10 protein-coding genes and 1 pseudogene are annotated in these 18779 nt (G+C 68.5%); 1 reads left to right on the forward strand and 10 read right to left on the reverse strand.

The window, feature by feature from the left end:
• Window positions 1–15 precede the first annotated feature (15 nt).
• The 6 genes from UQW22_RS03830 to UQW22_RS03855 form a co-directional block, all read right to left on the reverse strand.
• Complete coding sequence (locus UQW22_RS03830; protein WP_407319546.1) at window positions 16–1380, reverse strand: sulfatase-like hydrolase/transferase; 1365 nt, start codon at window positions 1378–1380, stop codon at window positions 16–18.
• Entirely contained in the window at window positions 1377–2210 is an 834-nt protein-coding gene (locus UQW22_RS03835; protein WP_407319547.1) for a carbohydrate ABC transporter permease, read from the reverse strand. The genes UQW22_RS03830 and UQW22_RS03835 overlap by 4 nt, the downstream gene beginning before the upstream one ends.
• Window positions 2210–3043, reverse strand: a complete 834-nt coding sequence (locus tag UQW22_RS03840; RefSeq protein ID WP_407319548.1) for a carbohydrate ABC transporter permease — start codon at window positions 3041–3043, stop codon at window positions 2210–2212. The genes UQW22_RS03835 and UQW22_RS03840 overlap by 1 nt, the downstream gene beginning before the upstream one ends.
• A gap of 151 nt (window positions 3044–3194) precedes the next feature.
• The gene (locus UQW22_RS03845) at window positions 3195–4514 is read right to left on the reverse strand and encodes an ABC transporter substrate-binding protein (protein WP_407319549.1); all 1320 of its coding nucleotides are present in this window, start codon (window positions 4512–4514) and stop codon (window positions 3195–3197) included.
• 194 nt (window positions 4515–4708) lie between these two features.
• A complete protein-coding gene (locus UQW22_RS03850) occupies window positions 4709–5677 on the reverse strand; it encodes a serine hydrolase domain-containing protein (RefSeq protein WP_407319550.1) in 969 nt (322 codons plus the stop codon).
• Window positions 5674–7176, reverse strand: coding sequence for an arylsulfatase (locus UQW22_RS03855; protein ID WP_407319551.1), 1503 nt, complete (start codon window positions 7174–7176; stop codon window positions 5674–5676). The genes UQW22_RS03850 and UQW22_RS03855 overlap by 4 nt, the downstream gene beginning before the upstream one ends.
• A gap of 106 nt (window positions 7177–7282) precedes the next feature.
• Between UQW22_RS03855 and UQW22_RS03860 the strand changes: the two genes are divergently transcribed.
• The gene (locus tag UQW22_RS03860; RefSeq protein WP_407319552.1) at window positions 7283–8863 is read left to right on the forward strand and encodes a GH39 family glycosyl hydrolase; all 1581 of its coding nucleotides are present in this window, start codon (window positions 7283–7285) and stop codon (window positions 8861–8863) included.
• A gap of 98 nt (window positions 8864–8961) precedes the next feature.
• On the opposite strand, the gene UQW22_RS03865 is transcribed toward UQW22_RS03860, so the two are convergent.
• The 4 genes and pseudogenes from UQW22_RS03865 to UQW22_RS03880 all read right to left on the reverse strand — a co-directional run bounded on the left by UQW22_RS03865 (window position 8962) and on the right by UQW22_RS03880 (window position 18567).
• A complete protein-coding gene (locus UQW22_RS03865; protein ID WP_407319554.1) occupies window positions 8962–12888 on the reverse strand; it encodes a hypothetical protein in 3927 nt (1308 codons plus the stop codon).
• A 452-nt stretch (window positions 12889–13340) separates the two neighbouring features.
• Window positions 13341–14402, reverse strand: a complete 1062-nt coding sequence (locus UQW22_RS03870; RefSeq protein WP_407319556.1) for a Gfo/Idh/MocA family protein — start codon at window positions 14400–14402, stop codon at window positions 13341–13343.
• Window positions 14395–15156: pseudogene (locus UQW22_RS03875) on the reverse strand (ThuA domain-containing protein); the annotation flags it as partial. The gene UQW22_RS03870 and the pseudogene UQW22_RS03875, both read right to left, overlap by 8 nt.
• Window positions 15157–15255: 99 nt before the next feature.
• Window positions 15256–18567 (reverse strand): PDZ domain-containing protein, encoded by a 3312-nt coding sequence (locus UQW22_RS03880; protein ID WP_407319558.1) that lies wholly within the window; start codon window positions 18565–18567, stop codon window positions 15256–15258.
• Window positions 18568–18779 lie beyond the last annotated feature (212 nt).

Raw genomic sequence — 18779 nt, forward strand, 5'->3', positions numbered from 1 at the left:
CTGAGGGATGTCGGTTCAGCCGGATGCGAGGGCCGGGTCGCCCAGCCGTCGCTGCTCGCGGGTCAGGGCGCCCGCCAGCTCGTCCACGACGCCGGCCAGGTCGGCGTGCGCGATGAGGTTCCGCGTCTCCCACGGGTCCGCGTCGACGTCGAAGAGCTGGTCGTGCTGCGCCTCGGCGTACCGGATGAGCTTCCAGCGGCCCCGGCGCAGCGAACGCTGGTCCGGCCCGTAGGCGGTGAAGATGTCCTGGTCGCCGCCGCGACCGGCCCCGTCCTGCGCTCCGTCGTCGGACAACGCTGCGGCGAGCGACGGGAAGTGCAGGTGCGACGGCGGTTCCACACGCACGAGGTCGCAGACCGTGGCGTAGATGCTCCCCGAGTAGACCGGCGCGTCACGCACCGCGCCGGCCGGCACCGACGGCCCGGCGACGACGAGCGGCACCCGGGTGCTGTGGTCGTACACGTTCTGCTTGCCCAGCAGACCGTGCTCGCCCAGGGCCAACCCGTGGTCCCCGGAGAACACCACGTAGGTGGGCCGCCCCTCGGCCTCGAGCCGGTCGACCTCGTCCAGGAGGCGGCCGATCTGCTCGTCGACGTGCGTGAGCATCGCGAAGTACTCGCGGCGGTGCAGCCGGACGGCGTCGGCGGTGCGCGGGTGCGGGGCGAGGAGCTCGTCACGGATGTCGAGCACGCCGTTGTCGAACGGGTGGCGCGGCAACGCGTTCGGCGGTACGGCCACCTCCTCGAGCGGATAACGCTCGAGGAACTCGCGCGGGGCCTGCCGCGGGTCGTGCGGCGCGTGGTAAGCCACGTGGAGGAAGACCGGCCGGGTGCCGTCCATACCCGCCAGGTGCGACAGCGCCGCCTCTGTCCACCGCTGTGACGAGTGCTGGACCCGCCCGTCGGGCAACGTCATCCAGTGCCCTCCGCGTGCGTCGTCGGCCGGGTCCCACCGGTCGTCACGGCGCGGGCGCCCGTAAGCCTCGTCCTCACCGTCCAGCGTGCCCAGCATGCCGCCCGCCCACGGACCCACCGTCTCGTAGTCCTGCGGCAACGCCTCGGGCTCGTTGTGCCACTTGCCGGTGAAGAACGTGTCGTAGCCCGCCTCCGACAGCGCGGCACCGAGCCTCTGCACCTCGCCGAACCGCGGTGTCGCGTCGAACAGCGTCAACCCTGTCAACAGCATCCGCCGCGCCGGCACGCACACCGCCGGTTCGAGCGACCCCTGGTTGAACGCGTGGGTGAACGTGGTCCCCCGACGCCGCAGACGGTCCAGGTGCGGTGTGTGCACCTGGTCGCTGCGCAGCGACCAGTGCGTCATGTCGTCCATGTACACCAGGACGACGTTCGGCCTGGCGACCTGCCCGCCCCGCCCCGTCATCGGAACACCCCGCCCAGTGCGATTCCCTTCGTGATGTGGCGGTGCAGGATCAGGTAGACCACGACGATCGGCACCGACGCGAGGGCCAGTCCGGCGAAGATCGGCCCCAGGGACGTGTAGAACATTCCCCGGAACCCCAGCAGGCCCACCGGCACCGTCTGCGAGCTCGACTCCTGGAGGAGCACGATGCCCAGCTGTGCCTCGCCCCACATGAAGACGAGGACCAGGAGACCGACACCGACCATCGGCCCGATCGACAACGGGACCACGATCCTCCAGAACGACGACCATCGTCCGAGCCCGTCGATGGACGCGGCCTCGGTGAGCTCGGACGGAAAGTCGATGAAGAAGGAGTGCAGCACGAGGATGGTGGTCGGCAGCGAGAGCACCCCGTAGGTGACTCCCAGCGCGACGGGGTTGCTCGTCAGGTAGAGCATGTCGAAGATCTGGAAGTAGGGCACGACCAGCAGCACGATGGGCACGATGGTTCCCACCAGGAACACCTTCAGGAAGATGCCCCGGACCCGCTCCGGCAGCAGCGTGGAGAAATATGAACCGGGCAGTCCGGCCCCCAGGTTCACCACCAGGCCGCACACCGCGACGACCAGGGTGTTGGTGAAGTAGACCGAGAGGCCGGCTCCGCCCGACGGGCCGTTCCACGCCACCACGAAGTTCTCGAGCGTGAAGTCACCACCGAACCCGAGCGGATAGGCGAAGATGTCTTTCTGGCTGCGGAAAGAGAGCAGCATGAGAAACACGAACGGGACGATCGTGATGACGGTCCAGAGGACCAGTGGGAACTGAGCCGCGACAGCTTGGACTTTCTTCATCACTTCTGCTCCGACTGGTTGAAACGCATGGCAAAGAAACCGACGACCATCAGCACGATGCCGGAGAGCACTGCGACCGTTGTCGCCGTACCGTAGTCCCCCTCGACGAATGCTTCCCGGTACACGAGGACCGGCAGCGTCGTCGTCGCCGAACCAGGCCCTCCTTGCGTCATCCCCCAGACGATCGTGAAGTTGTTGAACGCCCAGACCAGCTGGAGGATCGTCACGACGACCAGCACCGGGCGGATCAGGGGCAGGGTCATCGAGAAGAACTGGCGTACTCGACTGGCACCGTCGATCCGGGCTGCCTCGTAGACCGACACCGGGACCTGCTCCATCGATCCCAGGATCAGCAGGAACGCGAATCCGACGCCGACCCAGATGTCGACGAAGATGATCGGGAAGAGTGCCGTCGCCGGATCCGCGAGAAACGCGGTGCGGTCGTCGAGGCCGAAGAGCCCCAGGACCGCGTTGAAGGTCCCGACGCCCGGCTGGAAGGCGGTGGACCAGTACACCGCGACGGCAGCCGACGGCGCCACCGCCGGGATGAACCAGATGATCCGGTAGAACTTCGAACCACGGACCCCGTGGCTGATCGCCGCCGCCAGGAGCGTCGCGATCGCCACCCTCCCGAAAGCCGAGAAGGAGGCGAACACGATGGTGATCCACAGCGACTCGTAGAGCTGCGAGCCGGTCAGCACGTCGACGTAGTTCCCGAGCCCGTCGAACGTGATCTCTCCGATCCCGCCCCAGTCGGAGAAGCTCATCCGGACCGCTTGAGCCGTCGGCACGACGTAGAAGGCCACCATCAGGGCGACGGCAGGGAGAATCATGAGCCAGGCGATACGCGGCGTCCTGTCGACGTGTGAGCGCTGCCGGCTCTTCGCCGGCGCCGCATGCTGCGCTGTGGTGTTCACGGTGGTTGACATCAGTACCCGCCCGTCTCGGGGTGGGCGCTGGCAGCGCCCACCCCGAATCGAAGTTTTACTCGGCCCGCGTCTCGTCGAGACGTGCCTGCTGCGCCTGGGCGACCTCGTCGACGGTCATCTGACCCGACAGCATCGCGGCGATGTCGGTACCGAGGGGCTGCTGCGCGAAGGCTCCCGGCGTCGCGGAGCCCCACCCGATGGGTGCACCGTTCTCACCCGCGTCCTCGACGAGCTCGCTGACGACGCCGGTCACACCGGGCAGGTCGTCGATGTCGAGGCTGTTGACGGACGGCAGGGCGAACCCGGAGTTGGCGACGGCGTCGGCCTGCATGTCGTTCGACATCCAGAACTCCAGGAAGAGCTTCGCCTCATCGGGGTTCTCGGCTCCGGCGGGGATGGCCATCGCTTCCCCGAGGTAGGTCATGAGCTGTGAAGGACGCTCCTCGCTGCCGGACGGAAGCAGGAACCAGCCGTAGTCGAACCCGGCGCCGGCATCGTTGATCGCTCCGGCCGTGAAGTTCCCGCCGAGGAGCATCGCGGCCTGCCCCTGGAAGAACAGACCCTGCGCGGCGTCGTAGTCCTGGCCGAGATATCCGTCCTGGTAGAGGCCTGCGTCGGCCCAGTCCTGGATCCGCTGGACCGTGTCGACGAAGGGCGGGTCGGTGTACGCCACGGTCGGCTCGACGTCAGCGTTCCACGACGTCAGATAGTTGGCGATCTCGTCCGGCGTGGCGTAGCTCTGCAGGACCTGGCTCACCTGCCACGCCCACTGGAAGGGGTCCGCGCCACCGACCGCGAGCGGGTCATAGCCCGCGGCGCGTACCGCGTCGACGAGCTCGAAGAGCTCTTCGTCACTGTCGAGACGGTGGTCGGCCGGAGCTTCCAGCCCGAGCTCGTCGAAGATCTGCTGGTTGTAGTAGACGATGTCGTAGTTGATCCCGGCGATGCCGACCAGGTACGGGGTCTCTCCGTACTGGAGTGCCTCAGCGGTCTCGGCGTCGTAGCGCTCGTCGAGGTCCGCCGCCGCCCACACGTCGGAGACGTCGAGCAGCTGGTCGTTCTCGACAGTCTCGAGGTAGACCGGCGAGTTGCCGGAGACCAGCGCGATGTCAGGCGGGTTGTTGCCCGCGATGATCTGCGTGTTGGTCGAGCTGCGCGTGTCCTGGTCGATCGTCGACAGCTCGACGCTGATGTCGGGGTGCGCCTCCTCGAACGCGGGAACGAGGACCTCCATCATCGACGTCCAGTTGGCTTGCTGCTGGACGACGATCGTCGTCGTGCCGTCGCTGCTGTCGCCGGGGCCCGAGCAGCCCGTGAGCATCAGGGCGGCGACGGAGGCACCGCCGAGCACTCCTGCCGCCTTGCCTCGAGGCATGGACGTTCTTCCGATGAGCTTCATTGCCTCTTCTTTCGTCGTCGAGGTAGTCGGCCTCGACTACCTACCTCTGCATCACTGCGCTACGTCATCTCGGTCGATGATCAGTCGAGAAACCATGAAACATGGGATGATTAAGGCTGTCAAACGACCTAACGCCTCGTTGTGGGTGATTCTGACCCACCTTCTTGGCTTTAAGATCGGATCTTTGCCCTGAGCGCTGCCGTCAGGCCAGGCCCGGGCCCCTCGCTGTCCATGCGGTTGCGGACGTAGGCCATACCGGTCCGGCGTTCAGGGTCTGCGAGCGCCACCTGCCCTCCGGCGCCGCCGTGCCCGAACGACGACGGCGACAGGCCGGGGAGCACCTCGGAGACCACCTGCATCCCGGCGCCCCAGACGGGGTACGGGCCGGGGGGGGCCGGGAAGGCCCAGTGCCCCGAGGACCGGGGCCTGCACACGGCGGCGACCGTCTCGCCGTCGAGCAGGTGCACGCCCCGCGTGGGGGTGACGACGGCAGACAGGATGCGCGCGAGTCCGGAGGCGGTGGTCACGGCTCCGGCGGTGGGGGCGAACGTGGTCGCGGCGTCGAGCGGTGTCGCGACGCGTTCACGGACGACGTCGGCGAGCTCGGTCCCGGTGACGCGGCGCACGATCTCCGCCACCAGGGGGCCCAGGGTGAGGGCGTGGTAAGCGTGCGCGGTGCCGGGGTCCCACAGGGGCTCCTGCTGCGCGATCGTCTCGGCCCAGGCGCGGCTGTCGAGCACGACCTCGCGGTCGAGCGGCCCGGGGGGTGCGGAGAGCCCGGCGCGGTGGGCGAGCAGGTCACCCACGGTCACGCTGCCCTTGCCGTGGACGGCGAACTCGGGCCAGATCTCGGCGACGGGTTGGTCGTACGAGACCTCGCCGTCCTGGACGAGCATCGCGACGACCAGGGCGGCGACGCTCTTGCTCGCCGAGAAGGCGATCGCGGGGGTGTGCTGCGTCCACGGCCGTCCGGTGCGGCCGTCGGCCGTCCCGGCCCAGACGTCGACGACCTCCTGGCCGTCCTGCCAGACCGACAGCGCCGCGCCGCAACGATCGGTGTCGACGAGCGTGGCGGCGAACGCCTCGGCGACCTCCGCGTATCCGTCGGCGACGTGTCCGTGGACGGCCGCTGCGCTCATCCGGTGGGTTCGGGCACGACGTCGTGCGCGAATCCGGTGTCCGCGCCGGCCGTGAGGTCGCGCAAGGCGGCGTGGGCGGCGGCCGCGAGGTCTGGTCGGCTGTCCCACAGGTCGGTGGTCTCGGCCGGATCCGTCTCGAGGTCGTAGATCCGCCCCACCGGGGCGTCCGCCCCGTAGAAGGTGCCGTCGTCGCGCACCATGGCGCTGAAGCCACCACCGGACTCGGTGCAGAAGTTGACCTTGTACCGGTCCATGCGCAGACCGAAGGCGCCGCGCATGGAATGGTGCACCACGGGCACTCCGCGGGGCGTCGGTTCCGGGCTGTCGAGGCGCGACAGGATGTCGACGGCGTCCTCGGCCGCTCCCGGCGTCGGTTCGAGCCCTGCTGCGGCCAGGATGGTCGGGTACAGGTCGGTCAGGCACACCAGGTCCTCGCGCACCTGGCCGGCGGCGAGGCCGGCGGGCCAGCGCACGATGAGCGGTTCGCGGTGGCCGCCGTCCCAGATGTCGCCCTTCTGGCCGCGGTAGGGGCCGTTGGGCCGGTGGTCGACGACGTCGCCGTCGTCGGGGAACACCATGGGTGCGCCGTTGTCGCTGGTGATGATGACGACGGTGTCGTCGGCGACGCCGGTCTCGGCCAGGGCGTCGTCGATCTGCCCGACCATCCAGTCGACCAGGCAGACCGCGTCGCCGCGCCTCCCCGCCCGGGACATTCCCTGGAACCGTTCCGGGGGCACGCAGGGCCGGTGCGGGGCGGCGGTGGACAGGAACAGGAAGAACGGCTGGTCGGCGTCGGCCTGCTCGGTGAGCCAGCTGACGGCCTCCTGGGTGAACCGGACGTCCGCCTCGTCGTCGCGCCAGCCCTCGGTCTTCAGGCCGGGGTTCATCCCGGACTCGTAGACGTCGCGCGGCCGGTCGGGGACGCCGACGACGCGGTCCTGGGAGAGGAAGGCCGACGGCGGCATGTTGAGCGAGCCGGCGATGCCGAAGTAGCGGTCGAACCCGAGGTCGCAGGGCCCACCCGCGAAGGGCCGCGTGTAGTCGATCTCGTCGGCCGGGTACTGGTCGGGCTTGTCCAGGATGTCGTCGTCGGCGTCCGCGCCGAACGCGGTGACGCGGGTGCCGTCCTTGCGGGTCCAGTCGAGCCCCAGGTGCCACTTGCCGAACACGCCGGTGGAGTAGCCGCGCTCACGCAGCTCCGAGGCGACGGTGGGTCGCGCGGGCTCGATGATGGCGGGCGCGTGGCTGTGCAGCACGTGCTGCTTGAGCGGGCTGCGCCACGCGTAGCGGCCGGTCACGATCGAGTAGCGGCTCGGCGTGCACACCGCCGAGGAGGAGTGGGCGTCGTCGAACCGCACCCCGTCGCGCGCCATCGCGTCCATGCGCGGCGTGGGGATCGCGGTGGCGCCGTAGCAGCCGAGATCGCCCCACCCCATGTCGTCGGCCAGGATCAGCACGACGTTCGGTCGCGCGCTGCGTCGCGCGGTGACTGTGCTCATGGCGGCATGGTAGACATGGGATGTCTCCGGCAGCAAACCGCGCTCCCGCGGCGCAGGCTCCCGCCCGGACCGAGACAAGGCACCGTCAAAGATAGGACATCTGATCATGGTCGATCTCCGCGCCACCGCGGACGGAACCGGCGAGCGCTTCGCCCACCACTGGAACCTCGTGGTGGGTGCCGGACGGGCCAACGAAGGGCTCCGGGCCGACTGGCAGCACCAGCTCCGTGAGGTCGTCGACGTCCACAACTTCCGCTACGTGCGCTTCCACGGACTGTTCCACGACGACATGTTCGTCTACCGCGAGAACGCCGACGGAGTCGTCGAACCCTCCTTCCAGTACGTCGACGTCCTGTTCGACGCGCTCCTGGACGCCGGTATCCGGCCCTTCGTCGAGCTCGGCTTCATGCCGCGCGAGATCGCCACCGAGACGGCCACCGCGTTCTGGTGGGGCGCCCACGGCTCGCCGCCCACCGATCTCGACAAGTGGGAACAGCTCGTCGCCCGCACCGTCGAGCACTGGCGCGACCGGTACGGGATCGACGAGATCCGTACCTGGTACTACGAGGTCTGGAACGAACCGAATCTGCGCCCCTTCTTCCGCGGCACCAGGTCGCAGTACATCGACATGTACCGACGTGCCGCGCGAGCTGTGAAGGCCGTGGACCCCCGGCTCCGCGTGGGCGGGCCCGCCACCAGCAACTTCGTGCCCGACACGCGGTTCGACGGTGAGACCGAGGACACCTCGGCGCAGGCCGACACCCTGTCCGCCGCCGACCTGGACGAACTCGACTGGCAACCCGTGTGGCTCCTCGACTTCCTCGACGTCGCCCACCGTGACGGCCTGCCCGTCGACTTCGTCTCCACGCACCCCTACCCCACCGACTGGGCGTTCGACGAGCACGGTCAGGGAGCACGACTGACCCGCGGGGTCGACGCCACCGCGACCGACCTGCGGCTGCTGCGCCGCATCGTCGACGAGAGCCCCTTCCCCGACGCCGAGATCCACCTGACCGAGTGGTCGTCGTCGTCCAGCTCGCGCGACCGGACCCACGACTACCCCCAGGCCGCCACCTACGTGGTCAAGGCCAACCTCGACTCCATCGGCCTGGTCGACTCGCTGTCGTACTGGACGTTCACCGACATCTTCGAGGAGGCCGGTGGCGGCCAGCTGCCGTTCCACGGTGGTTTCGGCATGCTGAACCACCACGGCATCCCCAAGCCCACGTACCACGGCTACCGGTTCCTGGCCGCGCTCGGCGACGAGCTCCTCGCTCGCACCGACGTCGGCGTCGTCACCCGTCATGGAGAGGACCGGCGACTCAGCGCCGTGCTCTACCACTACCCGGCCGAGGTGACGCAGTCGGTACCCGCCTCGATCGACACCCGTGAGCACGCCGACCGGACCCTGGCGACCGGTTCCGCCCGCACCGTCCGACTCCAGGTCGACGGCGTCGCCCCCGGCACCCGGTTCCGCGTCGAGACGGTCTCCCCCGCATCAGGAGACGTCGTGTCCGCCTGGCACGCACTCGGCTCCCCGGTGAATCTGAGCCGCGACGACGTCACCGCGCTCACCGAGCACGGTCAGACGCTGGCCACGACCGAGCTCGTCGCCGGCGACGACGGCCTCTCGGCCGAGCTCACGCTGCCCGCCTGGGCCGTCACCCTGATCGACGAGGTGGCCTGACAGCACGCCCCAGGCAGACATGAGGGCCCCGGGACCGGTGCGGCTGCACAGCCCGTCCGGTCCCGGGGCCCTCGTCTCGGGCCCGTCAGGTCATGCCGTCACGACCCCGCCACCTCGACCGAGGCGGACGAGTGCACCGCGCCGGAGGCGTCGCGTGCCACCACCTCGTAGGAGAGCGCCGTGCTCGGCACCGGCTGGTCGACCCCGGACTCGAGCGTCGACTCCTCGACGATCTCCCACCCGCCGTCGGCCGGGTCGGTCTTCGCGACCTCCGGGTCCTCGGTGCGGTAGACGGCGAACTCCGCGGCGCCCTGCGGCCGGCTCCACCGCAGCCCGATCTCTTCGTCGGCTCGCTCGACGTCCACGCGCAAGCGCTTCGGGTGGAGCGGGCTGACGCGCAGATCCTCCACGTGCACCGACCCCGCCGTGACCGCCCCGGCGTGCAGGGTGTCGGTCGAGACGAACGACTTCTCCACCACGCGCTCCCAGTCCTGGCCGTCGGCCGAGACGTAGGCGACCACGCGCTGGGTCCGGACGTCGCGGTCGAGCCGCAGGTACGGAGTGTCGGCGAGCGTGGCGTCCAGCTCGTACACCCCGGGGGACACGACCTGGCCCTGTTCGCCGTCCTGCCCCGGATTCCCGGACAGGTTCACCCGGCTGTCCAGCTCCCGGACCCGAAGCTCCAGATCGCCGTCCTCATCGGCACCCAGCGCGACGTAGCGCGCGACGGCGTCCAACGAGTCGCGCATCACGACGCCGGAGAAGGAGCCCTGCGGGTCCACGACCTTCCCGGACACCGACGTCGCACCGTTCGTCAGGCGCGAGAGCTGCCCCAGGGAGTCCGGGCGGAGGCGCTCCTCGAGCTTGAAGTCGTCGCCGCCGGCGAACCCGTCGGCGTCGTCCACCTCGATCCGAGCGTCACCCCGCGCGAACCGGGCCTTGACCCGGTCCGTCTCACCGATGCTCGTCTGCTGCCAGTCGCGCCCCACACGCTGACCGTGCGCCGCGGACGTCACGGGGTTCGACGGCTCGGCCTCGTCCCCGGCGGGCCCGACGGCCACCACGGTGTACTCGCGCTCGCTGCGCTCCGCCTTGTCGTCGATCCAGGACGTGCTCGTCAGGCGACGGGCCACGCGCGTCGGCTCGCCCTTGCCGTCGTCCTTGGCCCGCCAGACGTCGTAGGTCTGCGCACCCGCGGACGGGTTCCAGCTCAGTGCCACCGAGGTGGCGCCCGCCGAGGCGACCGCGGCATCGACCCGTTCGGGGGCCGGCTGCACGGCATCCGCGTCGTCGATCCGCAGGACCACCGACCGGCCGGGCTCGAGCCGCACGGTGCGCCCGTTCTCAGGGCCGGTCACCCGCACGGTCCGGCCGCTGACGAGGTCCTCGACCTCGTCCGGCGTCCCGGCGGGTACGGCGACGTCGTGCGTGGCGGCGTTGCCGTACTCCTCGCGAGTGGTGTTCATGGCCACGAACCACGATCCGTAGCTCGTGCTGATCACGTCGGGATAGGCCGAGTACGGGGTGTCCGCCATGTAGTTGTCGCGCTGCACCTCCCCCACGCCGGGCTGATACGTGATGGGGATCAGCTCCCCGCCCTGGGCGAACGGTGGGGCGGTGGTGCCGGCGTCCTGGTCGACGACGATGGGCTGGTTCATCGAGGACGGTCGCACGTCGACCGTGCGGTACTCGAACGTCCCCTCGGTGCGCACCTGCACGTTCTGCGACCAGCCGGGCTGACGGACGTGGAGGCGCCCGTTCCCCGCCCAGCCGTAGTTCTGCATCGCGAGCGACCCCGTGACCGACGTGTCTCCGTCGCGGAAGGTCACGAACAGGTTGTCGATGTCGACCCATGCCGTCGGCTCGTCCAGGTCGTCGCGCGCGACGCCGAGACGGTCCAGCTCGCCATCGGAGTAGAGCTCGAGGTCGGTGTCCGGAAGGACGACCCCGGCAGCGTTCGACTCGAACCGAGGATCCTGCGCACGCCCCTGGGTGATCCACTCCCAGGTCTCCGGGACGCGCAGGTCCTTGTTGAAGCTCTGGGTGCCGATCGTGCTGGAGAAGTGCTGGAAGTACTGTCCGTCGACGAGCTGCTGCTGGACGAATCCGGTGGCCTCGCGGGCGTACTCCCAGTACTCGTCCCACTCCTCGCCCGAGTACATCTCGGCGTTCTCGGCCATGTGCTGCTCGAGGGAGGCGTACAGGAGCCCCAGGTTCTGCCCGACCTCCGTGCCGTAGGCCGTCTTGCCGGGGTAGGCCAGGTTCCGGTCGTCGACGACCTGGTCCATGACCATGACCCGATGCCCGTCATCGGTCATGCCCTGGTAGCGGGTCTGACCTCGGGCGTGCAGGTTGCGCAACGCCTGACGCAGCAGGTCGGCGTTCAGCTCCTCGTCACCGGCGTGCCCCCAGGTGCGCCAGAAGTAGGTCGGGATCCAGCTGCCGGTCTCGCCGTAGGCCCCGACGTAGCGGTTCTCGCGGAAGAGCGCCTTGTCGCCGGTCAACGAGAAGTGGTGCTCGCCGTACGGGGCGCGGCGCACGATCTCGCCGTCGTCGTCGAGCTCGCTCTGCGCGAGCCCTCGCATGACGATCTGGAGGTAGTCGTCGGTGTACTCCGCCGTGCGATCGTGGTTGAACAGCGAGTGGTACAGGTCGAGGTCCTCGCCGTCGGGTCCGACCAGCACCTCCTCACCGAGGAACGGTTCGACACCCCAGATCTCACGCAGGATCCGGTGGCTGCGGTCCTTGCCCTCGTAGAAGTCCGACCCGATGACCCGCAGGCCCTCGTGGGCGCGCCACGCGCCCTCGTAGGTGTAGTGGACCTGGTTGGAGATGTAGGAGAGCCGCGAGCGGGCGAAGTCGAAGTTCGCCTTCAGCACGCGCTCCCAGGCCTCGCCCCGGGTGAGCGCTCCGCCCTCCCAGTCCACCGAGGCGATCGAGTTCGGCCCGTCGGTGGTCCCGGTCTCGAAGGGCTCCTCGAGGAGCTGCTCGAAGGCCTCCTGACCGAGCACGTCGTCGTCGGCGATGAGGTTCTCCACGATGTAGAGCGCCTCGCCCAGCTCGGCGTAGTAGCCGCCCCAGTCGGACTGGTGGCCGCCCGACCCCAGGCTGCGCACGTCGCCGTAGTAGTCGGTGGTGTACTGGTCGATGGTCGCGAAGATCCGGTCCAGAGCGTCCCGCTTCTCGGCGACGGTCTCCGCCGGCGACCAGGACTGCGTCAGGGACTCGGCGTACCACCGCAGCTCGTTCTGGTACTTCGCGATGTCCATGCGTGCCGTCGACGAGGCGTCGACCTTCTGCGACAGCTCCGTGAAGCGGGTCAGCTGCTTCTCGCGGTACGAGTCGATCTTCGCCTGCTGCTCCTCGGGAGGCAGCCCTGGTGCCGGCCCCGCGGCGGGCACCTCGGCATCGGGGTCGACGACGTCGCCCGGCAACGCCGCCTCGGTGTGCACCACGGCCTCGTAGTACTTCCGCGACGGGGTCGTCGACTCGTCCGAACGCTTCGTACGGACCGTGATCCGCACCTCGTCGCGACCCTGCGTGGTGCTCAGCGGCAGCAGCGTGGTGGTCGCGAAGTACCTGCCCGGCAGGCCTCCCTGGGTACCGACGTTGGATGCCTGGTAGTCGCCCACCTTGCCGTAGGTGACGTACTCCCCGTCGACGAGAAGCACTGTGCTGTCCCGGGAAGCGTCCTCACCCCAGTAGACCAGGGAGACATGGTTCTGGTTCACCGGGTCGACGTCGACGGTGAAGCTCTGGTCGCCGAGACGGTCGCTCTGCGCCTCGGTCGGCAGGGCCTCCCGCGCGGTCCTGTCCTTGGCTCCGGTGACGGCCTGCGTGGACTCCCCACGGAACCCGTGCGCCGACTCCGACGCCGTGTCGCCGAGATCGACGCGGTCGACGATTCCATCGGGCAGGTTGTCAGCACCTTCCGACGTCTCCCCCGGTCCTGCCTGGGCAGGCACGGTGGAGAAGAGCGAGAGCACGAGGCTCGCGGTGACTGCCCCTGCCGCGGAACGACGCATGGTGCCCGCAGCTCTCGAGGGCCGCGAACGTCTTGGTCTGCCGTCGCCGGGCCCAGGGCGGGGCCGGCGGATGGTTCGTAGCGCCATGGTTGATCTCCTTCGATCGCGACGGACAGGTGCTCCCGCCCGAAGGACGAGTACCCGCAGGCTGACTCATAGGCCCGTCGGGCTCCGGCTCCCGGCGTCATCGCCAAGGAATCGACACACCTTGGTAAGCGCTATCAACGTTACCGACGCGTTACCGGTTGTCAATCGAGGCAAGCATGCATCGGGGTGGCGGACGGCGCAGCGATGTCCACATCAATCCTCTGACTGCCGAGTGTTTTCGCTGCTCAGCACGGTTCTCGCCGATCCCGTCGGATCGGCGAGCACCGCTGGCCGACGGGGGGCAAGCGGTATCCCTGCTTCAGATCGTTCGCTGCTACTGCTCGTGGCCGCGGTCGACCGGCCGCTCAGGCGCCTGCCGCGCTGCGCCGCGCCTCGTCGAGCATGCGGACCAGATCCACGCGCTGCCCGGTGCGCGCCGACTCCACGGCACCGGTGACCATCGCCAACGACGCGATGTTCTCGCCCACGTCACCGTCCGGCGTCGTCCCGCTGCGCAACGCCACCAGGAACGCGTCCAGAGCACCCGCGATGTCCTCACGTTCCGGCGTCGTGCCGATGGCGACCCCGTCACCGGGTTCCTCGTCCCGCCCCGTACGGACGGTCCCTTCGCCGTCCCAGACGGCGGCACCGTCGCGGGCGTTCACACGCCACTGCCCGTTCCACGACGTCGGTATCCCCGGGGTGCACCAGCTTCCGGTGAGCGTGAACCAGGCGCCGCCGGACATCGTGAAGATCGCCGTGGCGCTCGCCGCGCCGCGGTACCAGCTCCACTGCGGATTGTGCTCCTCGGCGTAGACCGCCACCGGGTCCTGGTACAGGACGAACCGGGCGCCGTCGAACGCGTGGATCGCCATGTCCACGATCAGCGGACTGTCCATCTCGACGCGGAAGCCGTCGAACCGCGGCGCCCGGAACATCATCGCGGTCGCGTCCGCGACCGGACCCAGACCTGCCGTGGCCGCCCGCAGCGTGTGCAGCCCCCGGTGGTACCGGCGCGACTGGCTCACCATGAACAGCCGACCATGACGCCGCGCCTGCACGGCCAGATCGGCCGCATGCGCAAGATCGGCCGCCAACGGCTTCTCGCCCAGCACCGCCAGTCCTGCCTCCAACGCCTGGGTCGTCACCGGATGGTGCGCGGCCACGCTCGTCACGTTGACCACGGCGTCGGCCGCCGTCCGCAGCGCCACCTCACCCAGGTCGGCCCCCGAGGCGACCTCACCGTGCGCCGAGGCTGCCGCAGACGCCGCTGCGTCGGCGTCCAGGTCGACCACACCCACGAGCTCGGCGTCCGGGTGTGACTCGACCACCTCCAACCAGCGCCGTCCCATCACGCCGACACCCACCAGCACGATCCGCACCGGCGCCGCACCGGTCACCGGCGCGAAGTACCCCGCGGCCGTCATGCCGGCCCCCGTTCTCGAACCAGCCGGTGTGGCTCTCCAGGAGCTCCGGCACCCCCTGCGATCCCACCGGACGCGCCCACACCACGCCGTTGGCCAGCACCCGACGGATGTCGGGCTGGTGGTAGACGGGATAGTCCTGGTCACCCGGGCTGCAGTAGAAGATCCGGCCGTTGCCCCGCCGGTAGGTGCAACCGCTACGGAACACCTCGCCGCCGGTGAACGTGCTCAGGAACACCAGATCGTCGGCCGCAGGGATGTCGAACTGCTCGCCATACATCTCCTGCTGATCGATGACGATCGGGTGCGGCACCCCCTGCGCGATCGGATGGGTCGGACCCACCGTCCACACGAGCTCCCGGTCGTCCGCCGAACGCCAGTGCAAGGAGCAGGTGGTGCCCATCAGCCGGACGAACGGCTTGGAGTAGTGCCCGGAGTGCAGCACCACCAGACCCATCCCGGCGTGCACGCGCTCGATGACACGGTCCACCACGTCGTCGGCGACATCACCGTGCCGCGCGTGGCCCCACCACATCAGCACGTCGGTGTCGGCGAGCACCTCATCGCTCAGACCGTGCTCGGGGTCGTCGAGCGTGGCGGTGCGGACGACGACGGCCTCACCCAGCTCGGCCCGGAGGCCGTCGGCCACGGCACCGTGGATGCCGTCGGGGTAGATCGCGGCCACGTGCTCCTCGTGCTGTTCGTGCCAGTTCTCGTTCCACACCGTCACCCGCGCGGGTGCTTGCTTCGTGCTCATCGGTTCTCCTTCACGTGGCTCTGCCCACGCACGTCGGGCGTCCTCGTCCCGGGACCCGTGGGTCTCGGGACGAGGACGCCCGACGCCGGGTCGGCCAGGTCAGCCCAGCGTGAACTCCACCGTGGAGGAGTTGCCCGCCACGTCGAACACCTCCAGCACGTTGGCCCCCTGCACGGCACCGAACGTGCCCGGCACCAGGAAGTTCACGTCCGACCACCGGTTGTCCGACAAGTCCTTGACCACACCGTTGACCTCGACCCGATCAACCAGCCCGGCATCGAACAACTTGAAGCTGACCTTCTCGAACGAGTCCGGACCACCCACGGTGAACCGCTCACCATCCTTGACCGTCACCCGCGGGGCAGTCGCGTCGATGGTGAACTCCACCCGACCCGTCCTCGAGACGTTCCCGGCCAGATCATGAGCGTTGAACTTCAGCACGTAGTCCCCGTCCGGCAACGACACCTCAGCCGTGTGCGAACCCGACGTGGCGCCATCAGCCACCGCCGACTGCGTGCTCTTGACGAGCTCACCATCGCGATAGATGTTCGCCACGATCCGCTCCAGACCCGACTCATCCGTCGCATCCACCCGCACCGACAACCCCGCCAACGGACCCGACGACGACGGCGACACCAGCTCCACCACCGGACGCACCGTGTCCTGCACCGGCTCCGACGCCGGGTGCGTTCGGAAGCCGTCGACGATCATGTAGCTGCCGGACTTCATGGTTCCGCCGATCGTGTGCACGCCGGGAGCCAGGTCACTGACCGAGAGCACCGTCTGCTGGTGTACGCGCGTCGGGTTGTGGAACGACTGAGTCGTGGAGAACTCGCCATCGATAGTGATGTCGACATCACCGAGGTCCTTGTTGATCTGCGAGATCACGTCGATGCCCGTGCCGTGGAAGGTCAGCTCCCACGAGTCACCGTGGTTCTGTGTCGCGTCGATGTCCTGGAGCCAAGCACCCCTGCCACCGCTCGTCAGATCGCGCCAGAGCCAGGTCTCTTCGGTTGCCGGCGTCGCCGTCCGGTAGACCACACCCGACGTGTTGTTCAGCAGCTCCGGCTCGGTCGGCTTGGTCAGCGAGACGGTCGCATCGGTGGACCCCCTGCGCACGTCAAGAGTAATCGGTTCCCCTGCGGGGAGCGTGTTGTACTCCTGCCAGAACGAGTTGCGCTGCTCCGTGACCTCCACCCCGTTGATCGTCCGGACCAGGTCGTCGACCTGCAGCCCTGCTTCCGCGGCAACGCTGCCGTCCGGGACCGCGACGAACCGCACGCCCTTCGAGTCAGAAATGGCATAGGACGACTGTTCGGCAAGCGTCGTGATGTTATCGACGTCAGCGCCCCAGAGCTTTCCGGCGAACTGGCGGCGTCGCACCTCGACAGGATCGACCTCATTCGAACCCGAAGGCAGGACGGCGGCCGGGAGCAGCGGAGCACCCGGCACCCCGAAGCCTGTCATAGGAATGTTCGTGTATCCCAGCGCCACCGCGGGCGACGCGGCGGAGACCGTGAAGTCGTAGTCGCCGGCAGGGTCGTCGCTCGTGAAGTCCGGGTCGGCCACGACCGAGTTGCGGTCCATCCCGTCGGCGTACCAGGTGGTCCCAGTATTGAGCGTCTCGCCATCCGCTGAGAGCTGCTCGTTCACTCCCGGACGCGGCCTGATGTTGACCTCGGCTCCCGCGTTCCAGAAGAGGTTGTTGTCGATGTCGTACTCAGCGAGGGCCGGAACATTATTCACGTTGTGATACGGGCGTTCGCCGAGGGTGATGTTGCGGTGGATCTCGTCACCGTTCGGCTGGTAGCTCACCTGTTCGAACGTCGTCCCGTCGAGGATCACGTTGTTCCGCAGCGTCCGGTCAAATCCGTCGCGGAGCTTGACACCACCCTTCAGCAGCACGTTGTTGGTCATGACGAAGTTCGACGAACCGTCATCCAGGTCGATCGCCCAGTCACCGTCGTGCCAGAACCGGTTGTGGTCGATGACGATGGGCTTGATCGTGTCGAGCTTCGCGATCTCACGCGCCTGCTCTGCCGTCAGCTCTCCTCCGGCGTTGCCCATGAAGGTCACGCCATCCGCCAAGCTCGCGAACGAGTTGTTCCTCGCCCCCGTCTGCCAGAAACGACTGCGCCCCCAGGCGTTGATCGAGCCGTTGTCCCCCGTCTCGTTCACGCAGTCGAAGATGTCATTGTCCTGGATGAGGTGACCACCCCAGGTCGTGTCCGAGAAGTTGAGGCAGGCTCGCGGACTGTTCGACAGCGAGTTGCCGCGGACCGTGATGTCGAGCGCCATCGAGATGTTGACCGACGAGGTCTGCTTCTCGTAGCGACCGTGGTTGCTCATGACGTTGCCCTCGATGAGAACGTCGCGCGGGTAATCCTCGGTCTGCGGCCCGGCTTCCAGATCGGTGATGTCCGGGGTGATGAAGTAGTTGCCCGCGTAGTCCCGCACCGCAGCGGGAGACCCGACGACGTGCACATCGGTGGCACCGTTGTCCACAAAGGTGTTCGCCAGGATCTCGGTGCGGTCGTTATGACCGTCCAGGAAAATAGCATTGCCTCCGAGCGCAGTGAACTCGGATTCGGTGACGGAGACGTCTCGGGTGTTCCGGATCGTGAGCGCGCCCTTGCGGACCACCGACCAGTCACCGCGCGACAGCCCCTCGAAGGTGTTGTTGAAGAGTGTGCGATGCGTGCGCTCGAAGGACAGATTCTCGAACGAGATGTCGTGGAGGGGGTCCTCTGCGGACGCCCCTTCCAGGACGACGAGCTCGTCGAGCTCGCCGACTTCCACCGTCGCCTCGTTGAGGTCGATATCCGCAGCAGGCCGGAGGTAGAGTTTGCCTGCGTCACGATCGAGATACCACTCGTTCGTCGCGTCGAGCTCCTCGCGGACGTTTTCCACCAACACGGCGTTGGCATCCATGGGGCGTTCTTCGTCGCAGTTCTGGGGGCGGTTGTTGTCCCCCACGAAGTCGAGCTGCAGCCCGTCGCTCCCGTACCCCTCGACCGTGAACGACACACTCCCCCAGTCGCGGCAGTGCATCGCCCGGACGTATCCCGTCGTCGGGTCCGCCCAGTCCTCTGCTCGGGAGTTGAGCGTGGCCATTGTCGTCGTTCCCTCGAGGCGGTTCGCAGCCTCGTTGAAGTTCGGGAAACGCGCCATCACCTGTCGGGACTCGTCGACGAAGAGCTCGTCGAAGTCGATCCCTGCCGGCACGTCGGTCACCATGACGTCGGGATCATCGGCACTCGGGGCCCACGTCCCTGCCAGCTGCCGCCCTCCGTTGATCGTGGCGCCCTCGCCGGCGCCGACCCAGCGCACCGGGGCATCCGCGCTTCCCGAGTCGTCATTGCTGAGCGTGAGCGTCTCGTCGAGGTAGTAGTCACCCTCCGCGAGCTCCACCGTGACGGGTACGCCACCTGGTAGGGCCTCACGCGCGAGCTCTCTTGCTCGGACGAGCGTTCGTACCGACTCCGTGGCGGACCCTCCGTCGGCGGTGTCGTCACCGTCCGGCGAGACGTGCACCGTGACTGCGTCGTCGGCCTGTGCAGGAACTGCGGTGAAGGACGACAGTGCCAGCGCGGCGAGGCCCGCACCTGCGGTGGATCGCCAGA

Source organism: Isoptericola halotolerans (genome assembly GCF_045689585.1).
In the GTDB taxonomy this organism is placed as follows: domain Bacteria; phylum Actinomycetota; class Actinomycetes; order Actinomycetales; family Cellulomonadaceae; genus Isoptericola; species Isoptericola halotolerans_B.

Coding starts and splice junctions, on each gene's coding strand:
- UQW22_RS03865 (WP_407319554.1), bottom strand. CDS start 12,888: ATGCGTCGTTCCGCGGCAGGGGCAGTCACCGCGAGCCTCGTGCTCTCG.
- UQW22_RS03830 (WP_407319546.1), bottom strand. CDS start 1,380: ATGACGGGGCGGGGCGGGCAGGTCGCCAGGCCGAACGTCGTCCTGGTG.
- UQW22_RS03850 (WP_407319550.1), bottom strand. CDS start 5,677: ATGAGCGCAGCGGCCGTCCACGGACACGTCGCCGACGGATACGCGGAG.
- UQW22_RS03860 (WP_407319552.1), top strand. CDS start 7,283: ATGGTCGATCTCCGCGCCACCGCGGACGGAACCGGCGAGCGCTTCGCC.
- UQW22_RS03840 (WP_407319548.1), bottom strand. CDS start 3,043: ATGATTCTCCCTGCCGTCGCCCTGATGGTGGCCTTCTACGTCGTGCCG.
- UQW22_RS03855 (WP_407319551.1), bottom strand. CDS start 7,176: ATGAGCACAGTCACCGCGCGACGCAGCGCGCGACCGAACGTCGTGCTG.
- UQW22_RS03870 (WP_407319556.1), bottom strand. CDS start 14,402: ATGACGGCCGCGGGGTACTTCGCGCCGGTGACCGGTGCGGCGCCGGTG.
- UQW22_RS03835 (WP_407319547.1), bottom strand. CDS start 2,210: ATGAAGAAAGTCCAAGCTGTCGCGGCTCAGTTCCCACTGGTCCTCTGG.
- UQW22_RS03845 (WP_407319549.1), bottom strand. CDS start 4,514: ATGCCTCGAGGCAAGGCGGCAGGAGTGCTCGGCGGTGCCTCCGTCGCC.